The sequence below is a fragment of the Streptomyces sp. NPDC051909 genome (genome assembly GCF_040681095.1).
In the GTDB taxonomy this organism is placed as follows: domain Bacteria; phylum Actinomycetota; class Actinomycetes; order Streptomycetales; family Streptomycetaceae; genus Streptomyces.
The window spans coordinates 1-14,757 of sequence record NZ_JBFAYA010000055.1; the positions used below are offsets into that span (position 1 = coordinate 1).

11 protein-coding genes and 8 pseudogenes are annotated in these 14,757 nt (G+C 67.8%); 8 read left to right on the forward strand and 11 right to left on the reverse strand.

Going from position 1 to position 14,757, the window contains the following annotated elements; genetic code table 11:
* A partial coding sequence (locus tag AB0M18_RS35755; protein WP_365765510.1) for a phosphopantetheine-binding protein occupies nucleotides 1–387 on the forward strand: 387 nt, incomplete at its 5' end.
* 46 nt (nucleotides 388–433) lie between these two features.
* Here AB0M18_RS35755 and AB0M18_RS35760 read toward each other — a convergent pair.
* Nucleotides 434–991: pseudogene (locus AB0M18_RS35760) on the reverse strand (transposase); the annotation flags it as partial.
* A gap of 213 nt (nucleotides 992–1,204) precedes the next feature.
* Here AB0M18_RS35760 and AB0M18_RS35765 point away from each other — a divergent pair.
* Both AB0M18_RS35765 and AB0M18_RS35770 read left to right on the forward strand, forming a co-directional pair.
* Nucleotides 1,205–1,642: pseudogene (locus AB0M18_RS35765) on the forward strand (transposase domain-containing protein); the annotation flags it as partial.
* A gap of 479 nt (nucleotides 1,643–2,121) precedes the next feature.
* On the forward strand, nucleotides 2,122–2,505 hold the full coding sequence (locus AB0M18_RS35770; RefSeq protein WP_365765512.1) for a hypothetical protein: 384 nt from the start codon (nucleotides 2,122–2,124) through the stop codon (nucleotides 2,503–2,505).
* A gap of 79 nt (nucleotides 2,506–2,584) precedes the next feature.
* Here AB0M18_RS35770 and AB0M18_RS35775 read toward each other — a convergent pair.
* From AB0M18_RS35775 to AB0M18_RS35820, 10 genes and pseudogenes are all read right to left on the reverse strand, one after another.
* A pseudogene (locus tag AB0M18_RS35775) lies at nucleotides 2,585–2,791 on the reverse strand (transposase); the annotation flags it as partial.
* Between the two features lie 663 nt (nucleotides 2,792–3,454).
* Nucleotides 3,455–3,604 (reverse strand): hypothetical protein, encoded by a 150-nt coding sequence (locus tag AB0M18_RS35780; protein WP_365765514.1) that lies wholly within the window; start codon nucleotides 3,602–3,604, stop codon nucleotides 3,455–3,457.
* Nucleotides 3,605–3,952: 348 nt separating this feature from the next.
* Nucleotides 3,953–4,234, reverse strand: a pseudogene (locus AB0M18_RS35785) (IS110 family transposase); the annotation flags it as partial.
* A complete protein-coding gene (locus AB0M18_RS35790; RefSeq protein WP_365765527.1) occupies nucleotides 4,125–4,841 on the reverse strand; it encodes a transposase in 717 nt (238 codons plus the stop codon). The pseudogene AB0M18_RS35785 and the gene AB0M18_RS35790, both read right to left, overlap by 110 nt.
* A gap of 141 nt (nucleotides 4,842–4,982) precedes the next feature.
* Nucleotides 4,983–5,216 carry a hypothetical protein gene (locus tag AB0M18_RS35795; RefSeq protein ID WP_365765516.1) on the reverse strand — a complete coding sequence of 78 codons (234 nt, stop codon included), beginning with the start codon at nucleotides 5,214–5,216 and terminating at the stop codon, nucleotides 4,983–4,985.
* A 942-nt stretch (nucleotides 5,217–6,158) separates the two neighbouring features.
* Nucleotides 6,159–7,050, reverse strand: a pseudogene (locus AB0M18_RS35800) (IS5 family transposase).
* 170 nt (nucleotides 7,051–7,220) lie between these two features.
* Nucleotides 7,221–7,466 (reverse strand): hypothetical protein, encoded by a 246-nt coding sequence (locus AB0M18_RS35805; protein ID WP_365765518.1) that lies wholly within the window; start codon nucleotides 7,464–7,466, stop codon nucleotides 7,221–7,223.
* A gap of 17 nt (nucleotides 7,467–7,483) precedes the next feature.
* Complete coding sequence (locus AB0M18_RS35810; protein WP_365765519.1) at nucleotides 7,484–7,627, reverse strand: hypothetical protein; 144 nt, start codon at nucleotides 7,625–7,627, stop codon at nucleotides 7,484–7,486.
* Between the two features lie 210 nt (nucleotides 7,628–7,837).
* Nucleotides 7,838–9,043 (reverse strand): annotated as a pseudogene (locus AB0M18_RS35815) (IS110 family transposase).
* Nucleotides 9,044–10,212: 1,169 nt separating this feature from the next.
* Nucleotides 10,213–10,428 (reverse strand): annotated as a pseudogene (locus AB0M18_RS35820) (DDE-type integrase/transposase/recombinase); the annotation flags it as partial.
* Nucleotides 10,429–10,481: 53 nt separating this feature from the next.
* Between AB0M18_RS35820 and AB0M18_RS35825 the strand changes: the two are divergent.
* The 5 genes and pseudogenes from AB0M18_RS35825 to AB0M18_RS35845 all read left to right on the forward strand — a co-directional run.
* Nucleotides 10,482–11,414 (forward strand): TIGR03619 family F420-dependent LLM class oxidoreductase, encoded by a 933-nt coding sequence (locus tag AB0M18_RS35825; RefSeq protein WP_365765521.1) that lies wholly within the window; start codon nucleotides 10,482–10,484, stop codon nucleotides 11,412–11,414.
* A gap of 495 nt (nucleotides 11,415–11,909) precedes the next feature.
* Nucleotides 11,910–12,326, forward strand: coding sequence for a hypothetical protein (locus AB0M18_RS35830; RefSeq protein WP_365765523.1), 417 nt, complete (start codon nucleotides 11,910–11,912; stop codon nucleotides 12,324–12,326).
* Nucleotides 12,327–13,061: 735 nt separating this feature from the next.
* On the forward strand, nucleotides 13,062–13,553 hold the full coding sequence (locus AB0M18_RS35835) for a hypothetical protein (protein WP_365765525.1): 492 nt from the start codon (nucleotides 13,062–13,064) through the stop codon (nucleotides 13,551–13,553).
* Between the two features lie 82 nt (nucleotides 13,554–13,635).
* A pseudogene (locus tag AB0M18_RS35840) lies at nucleotides 13,636–14,200 on the forward strand (MFS transporter); the annotation flags it as partial.
* A gap of 238 nt (nucleotides 14,201–14,438) precedes the next feature.
* Nucleotides 14,439–14,757 (forward strand): transposase (locus tag AB0M18_RS35845; protein ID WP_365765529.1); only part of this gene is annotated, 319 nt, incomplete at its 3' end.

Genomic DNA, 14,757 nt, shown 5'->3' on the forward strand with positions numbered 1-14,757 from the left:
CCCAGCCACCTCATCCCCACCACCTACGACCACCTCCCCAACCTCCCCCTCAACACCAACGGAAAAATCGACCTGAGCGCCCTGCCCGTTCCGCGCCTGAGCGCTTCGTCCGCGGGTGGGTCGTCGCCCCGTATACGGTTTGGTGACGCCGTGGAGGAACAGGTCGCTCAAATCTGGCGCGATGTGCTGAGAACGGATGCTCTCAGTTTGGACGACAGACTTTTCGATGTCGGTGGAGCCTCTCTACAGGTGGCACAGATCCACGAAAGCACCGTCCGTGTGTTCGGATTGGCCGGACTGCGCTTGCTCGACCTGTTCACTCACACCACAGTTCGTACCTACAGCGCCCACATACGCGTGCTTCAGGCTGGTGAACAGGAATCGTGAGGAGTTCGGCCTGTCAATCGAACGGTGTGTCGGCGGGTGGTTGGGGTTACTGGCGGGCTGCTGAGAGACGGCTTTCGAAGGGAGATGTCGAAGGCGTTCAGTGTGGTCTTCCGGCGCGTGGTCCAGCGGGCCTACTCCTTGCCGGCGGGGTCCCGGGACGTGATCACCATGTAGACGCAGTTCAGGGCGGTGGTCTCGCTCGTGCAGTGGCCGCGAGCCTTGTCCGCCCGCCTGATCCTGGCGTTCACGGACTCGATCGCGTTTCGTGGTGCGGACGATGCGGCGGATCTCGGTGTCAAACCGCCGGAACGGGGTGAACTCTTCCCAGACGTTGTCCCAGAGCCTCACGATCGCCGGATGCTTCCTGCCCCTGGCGTCGGCGAACTCGGCGAACCGCTCGAGTGCGGCCTCCTCGGCCGGCTGCCGTGAGGACGGGCTTGAGGAGCTTGGCGATCTTGTCCCAGTCCTGGCGGGCGGCATCGCGGAAGGAGTTCCGCGGCGGGTGGACTAGGCAGGTCCGCGCGATCATCTTCGGCCAGACGACTTCGTCCGCGTCGGGCAGGCCCTTCAGCCCGTCGCCGACGAGCATCAGGATGTCTTCGACGCAAGGCCGCGGAGTTACGCGTCCGGCGGCCTCCGCCAAGCGGTTCTTCGAAGGCCGAGATCGGCAACGGGACCTCCGCTATGCAAGGGATCTACCAAGATCTGTTTGCATGAGAGGTCCTGTTGACCGACAAGTCTGCCGTCATCACGCTGCCATGCCACGAAGCGGACGGTGACTCCCTACTGATCCCCGCTCACGGGCGGCCTCTCCCGATACCTTCCAGTCCAACTGGTGGAGGCAGTCATGGAAGAACACCACGACGTGGAACGGCGGCGATGCCTCCTGCCGTCGCGGGTCGGTGTGTACTTCGTCCTGGCCTTGTCGCTGTTCCCCTCCCTCGGCTACCTACGCGACTGGAACAAGCTGACCGTCGGCATCAACTGGCTGAATAGATGCGGCGGACCGAGCGGGAAAGCTCTTCGGTACCTGCGCCGACTGCTGGGGGCTGCTCCGCTGAAGGCCCTGTTCGACGTCGTGTCCGGGCCGCTCGCGCGGCCCACCACAGCCGACGTGCGCTACCGGCGCTGGCGAACCGTCGCCTTCGACGGCTGCAGTGCCATCAAAGTGCCCGATCAGGAACGCAACCGCGCCTGGCTCGGCAAGGTCCAGGCGCACGGGTGGGATGGGTCGGGTATCCGCTACTGCGACTGATAACGCTGTGCGAGACCGGTAGCGCCTCATCGGCGCCGTCTTCGGCCCGACGAGCGAGTACGAGACCGGGTGCGCGCTCCTGCTGCTGCCTCTGCTGGACTCGGGAACGCTCCTTCTTGCCGACCGGGGTTTCGACTCTGACGACTTCCTGGCAGACACTGCCGCCACCGGGGCCCAGTTCGTCGTTCGCGTCACCGCACGCCGTCGCTCCGCCGTCCTCGCCGTCCTGCCGGACGGCTCGTATCTGACCCGGCTGGCCGGCGTGAGGACGCGCGTCATCGACGCGACGGTCACCATGATGGTCGCTGGCCGACAGACGGTCTGTGAGCACTACCGCATCGCCACGACCCTGCTGGACCACCGACGTGATCCTCCGCCGTCCTCGTGCGGCTCCTTACGAGCGGTGGGAGGTCGAATCGGCCTACTATGAGGACGGCCTCGTGCTCCGCTCGCGGGACCGCACTGGCCTGGAATAGCAGATGTCGGTTCAGCTGACGGTCTACCGGCTGCTTCGCATGGCGATGGTCGACGCCGTGGAGTTGCGGCCGGGCCTGGACCCCGACCGCGCCAGCTTCACCATCGCCCTGGAAAGGGCACGCGAACACGTCGTTCTCGCACGCGCGACTGCAGCCGGCAGTGGGAGCGATCTGCTGGTGGGCGCCATCGGCCGGGCGGTTCTGGACGGCTTGCTGCCGACACGGCGACCACGGTCCAGCGCCCGCGTGGTCAAGGCCGGGCACACGAGATACCCGGGCTGCCCCGCCGAGCCGCGTCCCGGGCAGAGCCAGCCGATCACCGGCCTGGCTGTTCTCTGCGCGCGGCTCCTGCGGCTCCGCCCAGGCCACCTGGCCGCGGCCGAGTAGACCAGCGCAGGGCGGCCGAGGGCCTACGCTCCGTAGGGCGCGGGCAACAGGAAAAGAACCTTCCATCTGTTGGCCGTCGAACCCCACCCGCAGACAGCGGGATGCCCATCTCGTCCACCCCGGTCAGGTGCTTCTGACGCGTCTTGACGATCCTCGGCTCGAACGATCCGTCCCGATCCCGCGGAACCGATATCTCCACCGGCCCGACATCCGTCAGCACGTTCTTCGCGCGCGTGCCGTTGCGGGAGTTGCTGCCGTTCTCCCCGGCCGGTTCGTGCTTGTCATAGGGGACAGCCGCTCACATACCCAGGCCGGGCATCTGGCCGTACTGCGGCTGCATGCCGGAGAACTCGCCGTACTGCCCCTGCCCGGGCCCTGGCCGGTGATCTACGTGAGCGCGGCGTGGACGATAGGATTCTGCGGTTCCATCCGCAGCCGCTCCACCACCGAGGACACCGGTCGCCGAACAGCGCAGCGGCCGGCTCCGTCACCGATAGCGGCAGCTGCCGGCCGGGGGGGCTGGACGGCCCAGGGCGCCTGCGGGGACATCTGCTGGCCATAGGGCTGCTGTGTCTGGGGCTGGCTGATCTGCTGGGGGGTAAACCGGGGACTGCAGGCGAACGACATCACCGAAGCCCGTCGCTGCCGACGTGCAGAGCAAACCGTCAACCGGCCAAGAGGGGATTCCGGAATATTCCTCCAAGCGGCGGAGGACGGTTGCAGCACCCGCACGACACTCACGCTACGGATTACTTGCTGCCGACAGGGAACTCGCGAGTGGTCACGCCATGTGGATCGGTCGGTTCCACGGGCAGGGTGTGAGAAACGCAGCGCAGCGGTCGTGCCAGCAGAGGCGATAGGTTGGGGATAGCCAAGGCGGTGCCGTGTGCGCGGGTGCTCTTCTGCGCGGTGATCAGGGCGCTGACGCCGGCGCATCGCAGAAGTCGAGCTAGTCCAGGTCCACGGTGACCTGCTCGTGCCGGTGAATGGTGTCGAGGAGTGCCTGGCGGATGCGGGGCGCGGTGGCGATGTCGAGTTCGCCGGTCACGGACGCGACGGCCTGGCGGCCGTCACGGATCGCGAGGATATGACCGCCCATCCGGTCCTCCCTGCGAGGTGGCTGGCTGTCCCGCGCGCGCGGGGGGTGGTGCCCCGGCGGGCCCGTGAAGCTCCTATGGTTCGTCAAGCGGTCTGCGGGGGCGGTTCGAGAGTTCGGATCATGTGGGGTAGATGGCGGTAGACCTCGCGGGCGACGAACCGTTTGGGGGCAGCGGACGGTGTCCTTTTTGGTCATGCCTTGGGCGTTGTGTCGGGTGAGGTAGTCCTGGGTTCGTTGGTCGTACTTCACGCGGACCAGGGCGATGGGTGTGCGGGGCGTTGTACGTGGCGGGTCGCCGCCGCAGTTGAGGCGGTGGCGGTTGGTGCGGCCGGACGAGGCGGGTACTGGGGCCGCTCCGCGGAGGTGGGCGAAGGCAGATTCGGAGCGGAGTCGGCCGGGGTTGTCGCCCGCGCTGGTCAGCAGCTGGCCTGCGGTCTCGGGGCCGACGCCGGGCAGGGCGATGAGCCTGGGGGCGGCCTGGGTGGCGGTCCAATCTCCCGGTCGGCTGCCTTTGATCTCCTCATCGAGTGCCTGGCAGCGGCGGGTCAGCCCGCGCAGCGCGGTCTTGACCGCACGGGCGGGGCCGGCGAGTTCGCCCGTGGGCCGGGAGCGGCCGAGGGTGTCGACCAGGCTCCTTCGCGGACAGGCCGCGCAGTTTGTCCCGGACGTTGGAGGGGGCGGTGACGATGAGGGTGCGGATCTGGTCGATGGTCTGGGTGCGGGCCTTGACGGCGCTCTTGCGGACCACTCGCGGGGCCCGGATCGTCTCCACGATCCCGTTGCGAGTTGTGGGCGCGCCCGTGGCTCGCCCCGGCAGGACCGCGGTCGCCACCGCGTAGGCGATGGCGTCGGGCTTGCCGTTGTCCCGCCTGGGCTTGCGGTCGGGCCGGTCCACCTCCACCGCGGTGACCTCGTTCAAGGTGAGGAACCGGGCGATCCCGGCACCGTAAGCGCCAGTCCCCTTGATTCCGGCGACCAGGACCTCGCCGTGCGAGCGCGGCCAGTCCAGCAGCCTGCGGTAGCCCCCTGGGGTGGCCTCGAACCGCTCGGTGGCTAGGTGCCGGCCGATGCCGTCGATGACCGCGGCCTGGTGGAGATCGGCGTGGGTGTCGATCCGTCGGCCACCGCTGTGTCCTGTGCTGCCAAGCCGTTGTGTGCTGCCCTTCCAGCGCGTGCCGATGGGAGGGCGCGAGCCGGTCGGGCAGACGGACAGGACAGTGATGGGGCCTCTGGCCAGGCTCCGATGAAGTTACAGACGCCCGACCGGCCGCACGCCAAACGACACCGCCCGGCAGGCGGACGATTCACTACAAGGACAACGACGCGTCAGTCAGCCGGAGGTCAGACCTCCGGGCGGTGCCATGCCCAATCCTTACTATCAGCCGAAGAGGTCGCGGACGCGCAGAGTGCGGATCTTGCGTCGGCGCTGCGGGCCTTTCAGGCCTTCCGGTCCTGTGATGGGGGCGGGGGGTTCCCACTGGGCGTGGTAGGCGGTCCAGAAGTCGTTCCACGCGGCCGTTTCGGTGGGGCCGTGTCCAGTGACGCGGCTGCCGGGGCAGGTGACTGTGTAGCCGTCGGGGGTCAGCTCGACGGACACGCCAGTGTTCGGCATCGCCACCACCTCCATGCAGGGTTCTGCGGCGTGATCCTGCCCTTCAGTGTGCCGACCATCGCCGCCGCCTACCAGCCCAAACCAGCCCCTGGTGTCCAGGCGGGCACTTGACAGCGTGAGCGGGCGTTGACGCGGGACGTGGGCAATGCAAGATCGAGGCGGCATCGCCGCCCGTTACCAATGCGAGGGTCTTGTGCGCGTGCGGCAGCCGTTCCGGCTGGATGATCTCTCACACACCCGGCTGGCCGCCCGGGCCGGAAACGCGTCTTCGACGCGCCCTGATCGACGAGTCCTACACCCGGACCGGGTTCCTGGCCGGGGGCTGCTGTTCCTTGCCCTGCCGTACCTCACACCCCCGCTGGCGCGTCCATCTGGCGTGCTTCGCCCCCGCCGGGGAGGGCGCCCAACTCGTTCCGCTGCCGCGTTACCACGCCCACCGCAGCCCTGGTGAGGCACGGGAAGCGTCCGAGACCCAGGTCGCGGCGTGCAACCTACCTCATGGCACCAGGCCGTGGGAGTGTTCGCCCGCCCTTCCTCCGCCCGGGCCGGCGCCACGGGACGGCGGTGCCCGCGCTGTGCAAGGCGCTGCGGGATAGCGGCCCAGACCTTTATGCTGCTACTCCTGGAAGGCTGATGCCCTGGGTACGGAGGTCCGGCCGACGGCTGCGACGGGTGCCTCGGGACCAACAACAAACGGCCGGAAATCACGATTAGTGTCTTGGCCGCCTACGGGGCTGCGTCACCACGCGGCAGAGGTGTACTTAACACGTCCGCTGTTTTCAACGACGGCACACGGCGCGGCGTCAGGCAGGAAGCGTGCCTACCCGGCAGCTGAACTGGACCAGCTTCGAAAGCTATCGGCTGTGTGCTAGGAGGCCAGCAAGGTCAGGGTGGCTCCGCCTGCGTTCCGCCCGGTTCCTCAATCGCTTCGGGGTTTCTTAGTCAGAGGTCGTTTTCGTTCGATGTTTCATCCCGAGATGGGTTGTTTGGCGGCCTTCTTCGGGTCTCGCCAGGAGATGGTGTCTCGCTGGTGAGGCGGCGGGCCATGAGACCGGTCATCGCGATGTGGATCACGGCTTCGGAGCGGGTGGGCCGGGTTTCGTAGTCGCGGGCGAGGCGGCGGTGGAGCATGAGCCAGCCGTAGGTCCGCTCGACCGCCCACCGTTTGGGTATCGGGGTGAATCCCCTGGTCCCGGGGGTGCAGGCCGTGATCTCCATGCCGATGCCGAGGGAGGCGGGCATGCTCGACGAGGTGCAGGCGGTAACCGCCGTCGACCCACATCTTGCGGATGCCCGGGTGATCGGCGGCGACCTGGTCGAGCACAGTGCCGGCGATGGAGTCCTGCACGCTGGCCGCGGTCACCAGCACGGCCAGGAGAAGGCCGAGCGTGTCGGTCACGATGCTCCGCTTCCTGCCCACGATCTTCTTCCCCGCGTCGATGCCTTGGCCGGCAGCGGGGACGCTGGTGGAGGTCTTGACGCTCTGGGCGTCGATCACACAGGCCGACGGCTCGGCGTCCCGGCCTTCCTTCTCGCGCAGAAGCTGCCTGAGCAGGCTGTTGAGCTGGGCGAACACGCCCTCGTCGGCCCATTTGGCGAAGTAGCCGTATACGGTGTTCCAGTGCGGGAAGTCGTGAGGGAGGTAGCGCCACTGGACCCCGGTCCGGTCCACATACAAGATCGCGTCCATGATGTCACGCAGGTCGCACTGGGGCGGCCGGCCGAAATCCAGAGCTCTGCCGCGGCGCTCGAACCGCCACGCCGCAAGGACCGGCTCGATCAACTCCCAACGAACAACGGACAGATCACCCGGATACGGACGTCGCTTCACCAGGCCTCCGGCGGAGTGCGCCCAGGCGCATAGCAGTGGTCACGCAGAAAAGCCGGGCGTCCTGGGATGAGACAGGAACAACTCTCATCCCGCCCCACCCATGACCCCACACGACCCAAAGGCCCCAACCACACCAACAACCTCACCGTCACCACAATCCCGCGACCTGGGAATCAGCCGATACGCAGGCAGTCAAGGCGAAAACGACCTCTCGGAGGCGGTTTGTCACGGCTCGGGCTGTGGTGGTCGAGGGATTCGGTCAGAGCGAGGGCGTCGGTGTGGTGTTCGAGGGCTCTCAGCAGCAGGACGGCCAGCTCTTCGTCGGGCCATGCGTCTTCAGAGACGGGGCCGAGGGGGTAGCCGGTGACCCACAGCAGGACCAGCATGCTGGCGGCCGGCCCCCGCAGCGTAGTGAGCAAGGCGGGATCGTTCCTGGTCAAAAGCCATCTGGGGCCAGTGCCAAATGTTCGACGAACAGCCATGTTCTGGCGAACAGTTCGTCCGCGTCGTGGTCGGTCTCGGCGAAGCGCCCGGCGATGTCGTATCCCGGCGCGTGGTGGGCTGGGACACCGCCAGCCACCCGCGAACCGAATTCGCCGCTGACGGGCTCACAGCTGGCTGCCGCACCCGGCGCCCGTCCAGCCCGGTGATCTCTTTGGCCAGCCTCGGAGACCAGGTTGACAAGGCTCGCCGATTGAGCGGCGTTGGCCGTCCGGTCGTGAGATGCCTGAACCAGCGGAAGGCGCCGCGTCGAAGGGGGCCTCTACGTCTTTCGTCAAGCCCGAGCTGGTCATGCGGCGAACGCCTCGGGGAGGCGTGATTCGTAGAAGGTTTTGTCGCGGAGCATGGCGAACAGGACGCTGATGCGCTGCCGGTCCAGGCGAAGGAGGGCCTGTGTGTGGGTCTTGTCCCGGGCCCGGCAGCGGTCGTAGTAGCCGCGGGAGGCGGGGTCGTGCAGGGCGGCGAACGCGGACAGGAACATCGCGCGTTTGAGCTGCCGGTTGCCGCCTCTGGGTGCGTGTTCGCCATGGATCGAGGTGCCCGACTGCTTTGTGGCCGGAGCAAGGCCGGCGTAGGAGGCGAGGTGGGCGGCGGTGGGGAAGCGGGTGGCGTCGCCGACGGTGACCAGGAGAACTGCGGCGGTCCTGACGCCGACGCCGGGCAGCGACGTCAGGACCTGGGAAAGGGGGGTGGGCCTCCAGCAGCTCGTTGATCTGGGCTTCCAGGGCCCGGCGTTGTTCGTGGACGGCCGCGAGCGAGCGGGCGAGGGACGGGATCCCGATGTCGAGGGTGCCGGTGCCCGGAACGACAACGGTCTGTTCGTTGAGCGCGTCGAAGACGTCGTCGATGAGCCGGGTGGCCATGCGTGGGGCCTTGGGGCGGATCAGCTCGACGAGTCTGCGGCGGCCGGCTTTCCGCAGGGCGGCCGGGGATCCGTAGCGTTCAAGCGGCCAGGTGACGGCCTGGTGATCGAGGCGGGGACCGACGACGCGTTCCAAGCTGGGGTGGAACTGGGTGAGCAGGCCCCGTATCCGGTTGGAGGTCCGGGTGGCCTCGGCGGCGAGGTCCTAGTCGAAGCCCACGAGCACGGTGAGCTCGGCGGTGATCTCGTCGGTCTGCTCCAGCGAGCGCAGGATGTGCGGCATTGTGCGGGCGGCGTCCGCGATCACCGCGGCATCCTTGGCGTCGGTCTTCGCCTCGCCCGGGTAGAGGTCGGCGATCCGCCGCATGGCCAGTCCGGGCAGGTAGGCGACCTGGCAGCCCGCGTCGCGGGCGACGGTCAGCGGCAAGGCGCCGATGGAGGCGGGCTGGTCCACGACGACGAGGACGGTGCCGAACTTCGCGGCCAGTTTCTCGAAGAGGCCCGCAGTTTCGGCTCGCCGTTGGGCAGGGGCTTGTCGAAGACCTTCTTTCCGGCCGGGGTCAGCCCGTGGCCGTGGTGCGTGCTCTTGCCGACGTCCAGGCCGAGGAAGACGCCCACGCTGCTGGTGTCGATCACGGTGCCCCCACTTGCTCGATGCCGTGCTGGCCTGGGCGTCGGGGCCGTTCTCGCGCATCCACGTTATGCAGACCTGCCGCCTGCGAACGACCGGGCATTGCGCCCGGCCAGGCGGTGGCCAGACCTCTTATCAGCGTCTCCGACGGCACCCCTCGGGCCCGGTGACACCACTCCCCCCAGGCCATCCGTTCGACAGGGGGACATAGTCATGCCGGGCCCGGAGGCCAGCGGGCTTCTTGCAGGACCGCGAAGAACATGACGGGAGATACGCGAGGGGCTGGAGCCCTGGCCGAAGCTTCACTATTGGGCAGCTTTTGCTCATTCCGTGGCCTTGGCCGTGCCCCAAGCTCGTATTGATCATCCATCTTCGAATGGACGCCGCACAGCTCTGCCGACCTTTTCACAGGGATGGACTCCATGAAGAAGATCCTGGCACCCTCGCCCTGGTGCTCGCGATCGCCGCCCCGGCCCCTGCCGGGGCAGGGCTAGCACCAGCCGATCGCCACACACAGACCGGACAGACCGCACACGAGGTACTCGCTGGCTCTGCGGGAGCCAGCTCCAAAGTTGTCCGCGAATCATCTTGATGGTCCTGCTCCATCCTGCGGGAGACCTCTCCAGATGCCCCCCGTAGGGTGGTCTGATGTTCGCTCCCCCGAAGAGCGCAGGGCTTGACGCCCCATGGTCCGCACGGGGCGGAGCCCCAGCAGTTCGTCCGGTGATTCACCAGACACGCAGCGGCCGAGGGCTCTGGAGGGCACTGTCACGTTGTCAGGGTTATGGGTGTCTGGCGGTATGTCAGGGCTTGGTCGAACTGGCGCTTGGCTCTGGGTTCCGGCCCGTGGCGGGAACACCGGCGACGCCGGTGATCTGGTCCCAGATCGTGAAGCGGACGGTCACCTCGAGGCGATGGCCGGGTGCGGTGCGGTTGTGTCGGCCGGGTCGGAAGTGGGGCGAGATGCCGCTGAACGCGGACAGGGATCTCGGGGCTCCGCTGGCTCTGCGGATCCTTCATGGCGCGTTCGTGTTGTCTGTCGGCTGGTGGGAGCTCTCCGCCCGATTGTTCAGTGAGTCTCTTGGAGCGGCCACCGATTGGCTGACAGGCCTCTCGTATCAGGTCCGGTCAAAGCGCTCTTCGGTCAGTCTCGGAGACCCCATTTGAAATAGCTCAGTCCCTTGAGAGAGCGGTGCTCGACCGAGGGCACACCTCCCGATGGGTGGCTCGGTAGGAGCGGAGCTTGTCGGTGGCGACCACCACCTGCGGCACCGTACCGGTCTTCTTGAGGAAGTCTGCGGAAGAAAAACCTGGCCGCAGCCTTGTCCTGGCAGTTCTGGACGAGGATATCGAGCACGTCACCGTCCTGGTCGACGGCCCGCCACAGACAGCTCTGCCCGCTGTCAAATCCCCACCGCTCTTTGCACGAAGGAGTGCCGCATGTCGCTCAAGCTCGGTGTATCTCTGCCTCAGATGAAGAAGTTTGACCTGGGCAGAGACATTGTCAGGGTTGCCAGAGCCGCCGAAGAGACGGGTTACGAGAGTCTGTGGGTGTTCGAGCGCACCCTTTTCCCGACTCCGATGACCCAGGGGCTGTACAACGTGCCCGGTCTTGAGTGGCCTGACGGGTACCGTAGCGTCGCCGACCCGCTGGTGACGCTCGCGATGGCCGCCGCCGTCACCGAGCGGGCCCGATTGGGCACCAGCGTCCTCGTCGCCCCCTATCACGTGCCATTGCAGCTAGCCCGCTGGTTCGCAACACTTGATGTGGCCACGGGCGGTCGCGCGGTTGCGGGCCTCGGCACCGGCTGGTCGCTCGACGAGTATGCTGCGGGATCCGTCGCGCCCTTCGAGAAACGAGGTCACGTTCTGGACGAAGTGCTCGATGTGTTTGCGGCCGTCCACGGTCCCGACCCTGTCTCCTACGAGGGCACCCTGAGCAGAATCGCACCCTCTGAGGTCGGCCCTAAGCCGGCTCGCCCCGTGCCGGTTTACCTGGCCGCGTCCAACGGCAAAGCCATGCGCCGTCTTGTGGACCGCGCGCAGGGCTGGATGCCTACAGGCATGTACGCCGACCAGTTGGCTAGGGCCTGGCAGCAACTGCAAGACCTGGCAGCCCAGCACGGCCGCACCCGTCCGCTCGACTTCACGGTCCGCGCCAACGTCATCCTCACCGAGAAGCCCTACGAAGCAGAAGACCGCCAGCCCTTCCAGGGAAACATTGAGCAAGTCATCGAGGATCTCCTCGCCCACGCGCAAATCGACGGACTCCAAGAGGTTCTGCTCGACCTGTGCATCACCGCTCGCGACGGGGACCACCTCCTAGAAACCCTGCAGGACGTCTACACGGCGGCTCGCACTGCCGGCGTCTGAACCCGCGAATCACGCACGCAGGCGAAGGTGCCGATCGTCGCCCTCGGATCGATCAACCCGCCGAGCTGCTTACCTGAGGTTGAACTCGTGGTGTCGTGGGAGCTGGCGACTGGTCATCCGCCGTACTACCGGGGCATGCGGTATCCACAAGGGGGTGGGCTGACCGCAGAACGGCAGTAGCTCCTCTCACCACACGCGGAGATGGGCCGCGATCAGGTGGTGGATTCCTCGGCCTGGTTTTGACCGCGGCATCGCGGGCGGCCTTCCCGCTTGGCCTCATCAGCGGCGCGTGCCGTCACACCCTGCTGACCTGCGGCTATTCAGGATGAAGACACCTTGGTAGATGAGTACCAGTTACACCTGACGGATCATACGCGGGAAATTACATTCATGACGCACTGGATTGAAACCATCTCGGTGCGCAAGTTCCCCCGGACTGAATCGTGAGCAGCACGATCGAGAAGGCTGTTCCGGGCCCACATAGGAGGAGAACTGATGCTTTCTCGTCGATTTTTTGCGCGCGCAGGTGTGGCGGTCGCCGCTCTCAGTGCCGCGCTTTCTTCGGTACCCGCCTCGGCGCAGGTAACGACACCCAACGGATTTGAAGGGTACGTAAGCGACCTCTCATTCTACAACAACAGTGACGGCCCTGGAGTGAGGGTTCAAGGATGGGCATACTTCAAGGCCGCACCAGGTCAGTCCGTCACGGTCTACGCCGCTGACAACAGGGGAAACACGTCCCCCACTGTTCAAGCCAATCTATGGGCGCACGGAATCGAACAGAACTACGGCTTCGACCTCGGCATGCGCCGCGCCGCAAATTACGGCGGAAGCTGGACCCCGGTTACCGTATGTGTTTACGTATCGTATGGCCAGTACCGCGACACCCTGGGCTGCAAGTCATATGTGTGAGGCGTGATAACCCTGCCGCAGGCAGCAGCTTGAAGGCCCGACCGTCTTTCGGCCCGGCCCTCGGGCCAGGGCTCTTGTGAAGTCGTCGTGATCTTGTGAGTGCGCTGGTCGGCTGGGGGTGTGACCGGATATGCCGGAGCTCCGTTGATGTGGGTGGGCTACCGGCTCGCCCGCGGACGATGGGGCTTCGGTGATCCGTGAGGTCCGCTGTGCCCGCGTCCGTGCTGTCGCGTTCCGTCCTCCCGGCGGGTGCCCGGAAGGGGACGCCGGTCCGCGTGGCCGTCGGGGCGCCGGTATCCGCTGGTCGCGCCGGTGGGAGCGGCGGCCGGCGCGGTCGCGGCGGGAGCGCGTTCGTATGCGGCGGCGGCCGGGCACTAACCACGGCGGGCGCCCCAGATGCTCTGGCCCGGCCGTGGTTTCGCGGTCCGCGGCGCGCTGGGGGCGCGGACCGGGCCGAGTGGACTCCGTCCGCCGGGCCGTCGAACGCCCGTGCCCCGACGGTCCCGCCACGCCGCCGAGGCCGCCGGTACGCAGTGTGACCGTCCCGCGCGGCTGGTGGCGGACGGCGGGATCGCCCAGGGTACGCGGACCGGTACGCGGCCCGCGGTCCGCCCCGCTGGCGGTCATCTGCCAGGACGACCAGGTCAAAGCCTGGCCGCGTATCCCCTGCAGGACTGGTGAGGCCCCCTGTTTCGCGCGGGGTCCCCGGCCCGCTGGGCACCGGAGGCACCCTGGGTGAGCGCGGACGCACTACACAGACAGCGCCCGGCTCCCGGCCGGGGCGGGAAGGCCCACCGCTCGCTCACCGTCAAGCTCAGCCAGCCGGCCCTGGACGCCCGCCGTCCGCCCTGGGAGAGGGCCGCCTCCAGGTACGACGACCGCACCGAGGGCCACGGCCGCGACCAGACCCGCGCCGCGCGGGTCCCGGCCCTCTCCCGCCTGGATCTTCCCCATGCCCGCCAGGACACCCGCGCCACCCGGCACCAGACGGACAAGACCTCGGGCAAGCGGACCCGTCAGACCGCCCACGCGATCACCAACCCGCCCTCACACCAGGCCAGAACCCGGGATCAGGACCGCTCCCGGATCCGCGCCGGCCACCGCCCCGGGAACACGGCCACCCCGCGCGACAGCACGAACGCCACCAGCATGACCGAAGCCGTCCGTGACCTGTCCCGCGAACCCCACACCGCGCCCCACTCGACCTCCTCCGCATCCACCGTCTGACCAGTGGAAACACTCCCCGCACCCGCCGGGATGGTCCCGGGCGAACCCGGTCCCGGAAGACGTACGAGGCACCGGCCCGCGCCTGCCGAAGCAGCGATTGCTGCTCGGGCTGGCGCTCCGCCCGGCGGTCGGGAACGTCGCCCTCCTCGCTGTGGAGACCATCCTCGCCCTCTTCGCACACGACCGCCTCGGCATCGGCGCCTTCGGCTTCGGCCACCGGCACCGCACTGACCTGCATAGCCGCCGTCGAGGGCATTGCCATCCTGGGCCTGGCCGCCGCCCCGAACCCGTACGTGGCCGACCTCGTGCTCGTCGTCTGCGGGGCCGCCATGGTGCTCGGACCATCCCTGAGACAGGCGATCGTCCCGGCACACCTCATGGGCCGGGACGCCTCCACCTCCCGCATGCTGGCCATGTGCGCCGCCCCCCATCGGGGCCTTCCCCGGCGGCTGGCTGGCCACCACCTACGACATCCGCACCCCGCTCTGCACCGCCGCCGTACTCCTCCTGGCGATGACGGCCGTCACGGCATCCATGACCAGCAACCGCCGGGTCGAAGCGGCGCTGCGTGCCGCCGTCCCGGTCGGCGGTCCAGATCACCCGGTGCAAGGATCCCGCCCCAGGAGAGTGCACCCGACGTGTTGTGACGCCTGCCGCGAAGGCATCACAACACGTCGGGTGCCAGGCCCCCGCAGGGTGCAACGAGTGGCCAGGGCGTTCGGGTGCATGTCGGCCGTCGACCCTCGTAGTCCTCAAGGGCGTCCGGGTCCCGGAACGGGCGTAGGCCCTGGCAGGGGCCGCCGGCTTTGATGCCGAACAGGTAGCGGCCTAGGCCGTGTTTTGAAAGTGGCTCTGCTCCTTGTCCCGCATCGCGATGATCTCGGTGTGGGGCGAGGGGATCTTTCTGATGGGCGGTGGGCTGTGCTGGAGCCGTTGTTGCCGGTCGTGCTGCTGGGGCGGCCGTCGTTGGGCCGGCGGAAGCTGATCGACGGGATCCGGTGGCGGGTGCGGACCGGTGCTCCGTGGCGGGATCTGCCGTTGGAGTACGGGCCGTGGCAGACGGTCTACGGACTCTTTCGCCGCTGGCAGCGTGACGGTGTCTGGCCCGGACTGCTGACCCGGCTGCAGGCCCGGGCGGACGCGGACGGGCTGATCACGTGGGAGGTCAACGTCGACTCGACGGTCTGCCGGGCCCATCAGCACG

Coding starts and splice junctions, on each gene's coding strand:
- AB0M18_RS35830 (WP_365765523.1), top strand. CDS start 11,910: ATGCTTTCTCGTCGATTTTTTGCGCGCGCAGGTGTGGCGGTCGCCGCT.
- AB0M18_RS35825 (WP_365765521.1), top strand. CDS start 10,482: ATGTCGCTCAAGCTCGGTGTATCTCTGCCTCAGATGAAGAAGTTTGAC.
- AB0M18_RS35795 (WP_365765516.1), bottom strand. CDS start 5,216: ATGCCGAACACTGGCGTGTCCGTCGAGCTGACCCCCGACGGCTACACA.
- AB0M18_RS35780 (WP_365765514.1), bottom strand. CDS start 3,604: ATGGGCGGTCATATCCTCGCGATCCGTGACGGCCGCCAGGCCGTCGCG.
- AB0M18_RS35770 (WP_365765512.1), top strand. CDS start 2,122: ATGTCGGTTCAGCTGACGGTCTACCGGCTGCTTCGCATGGCGATGGTC.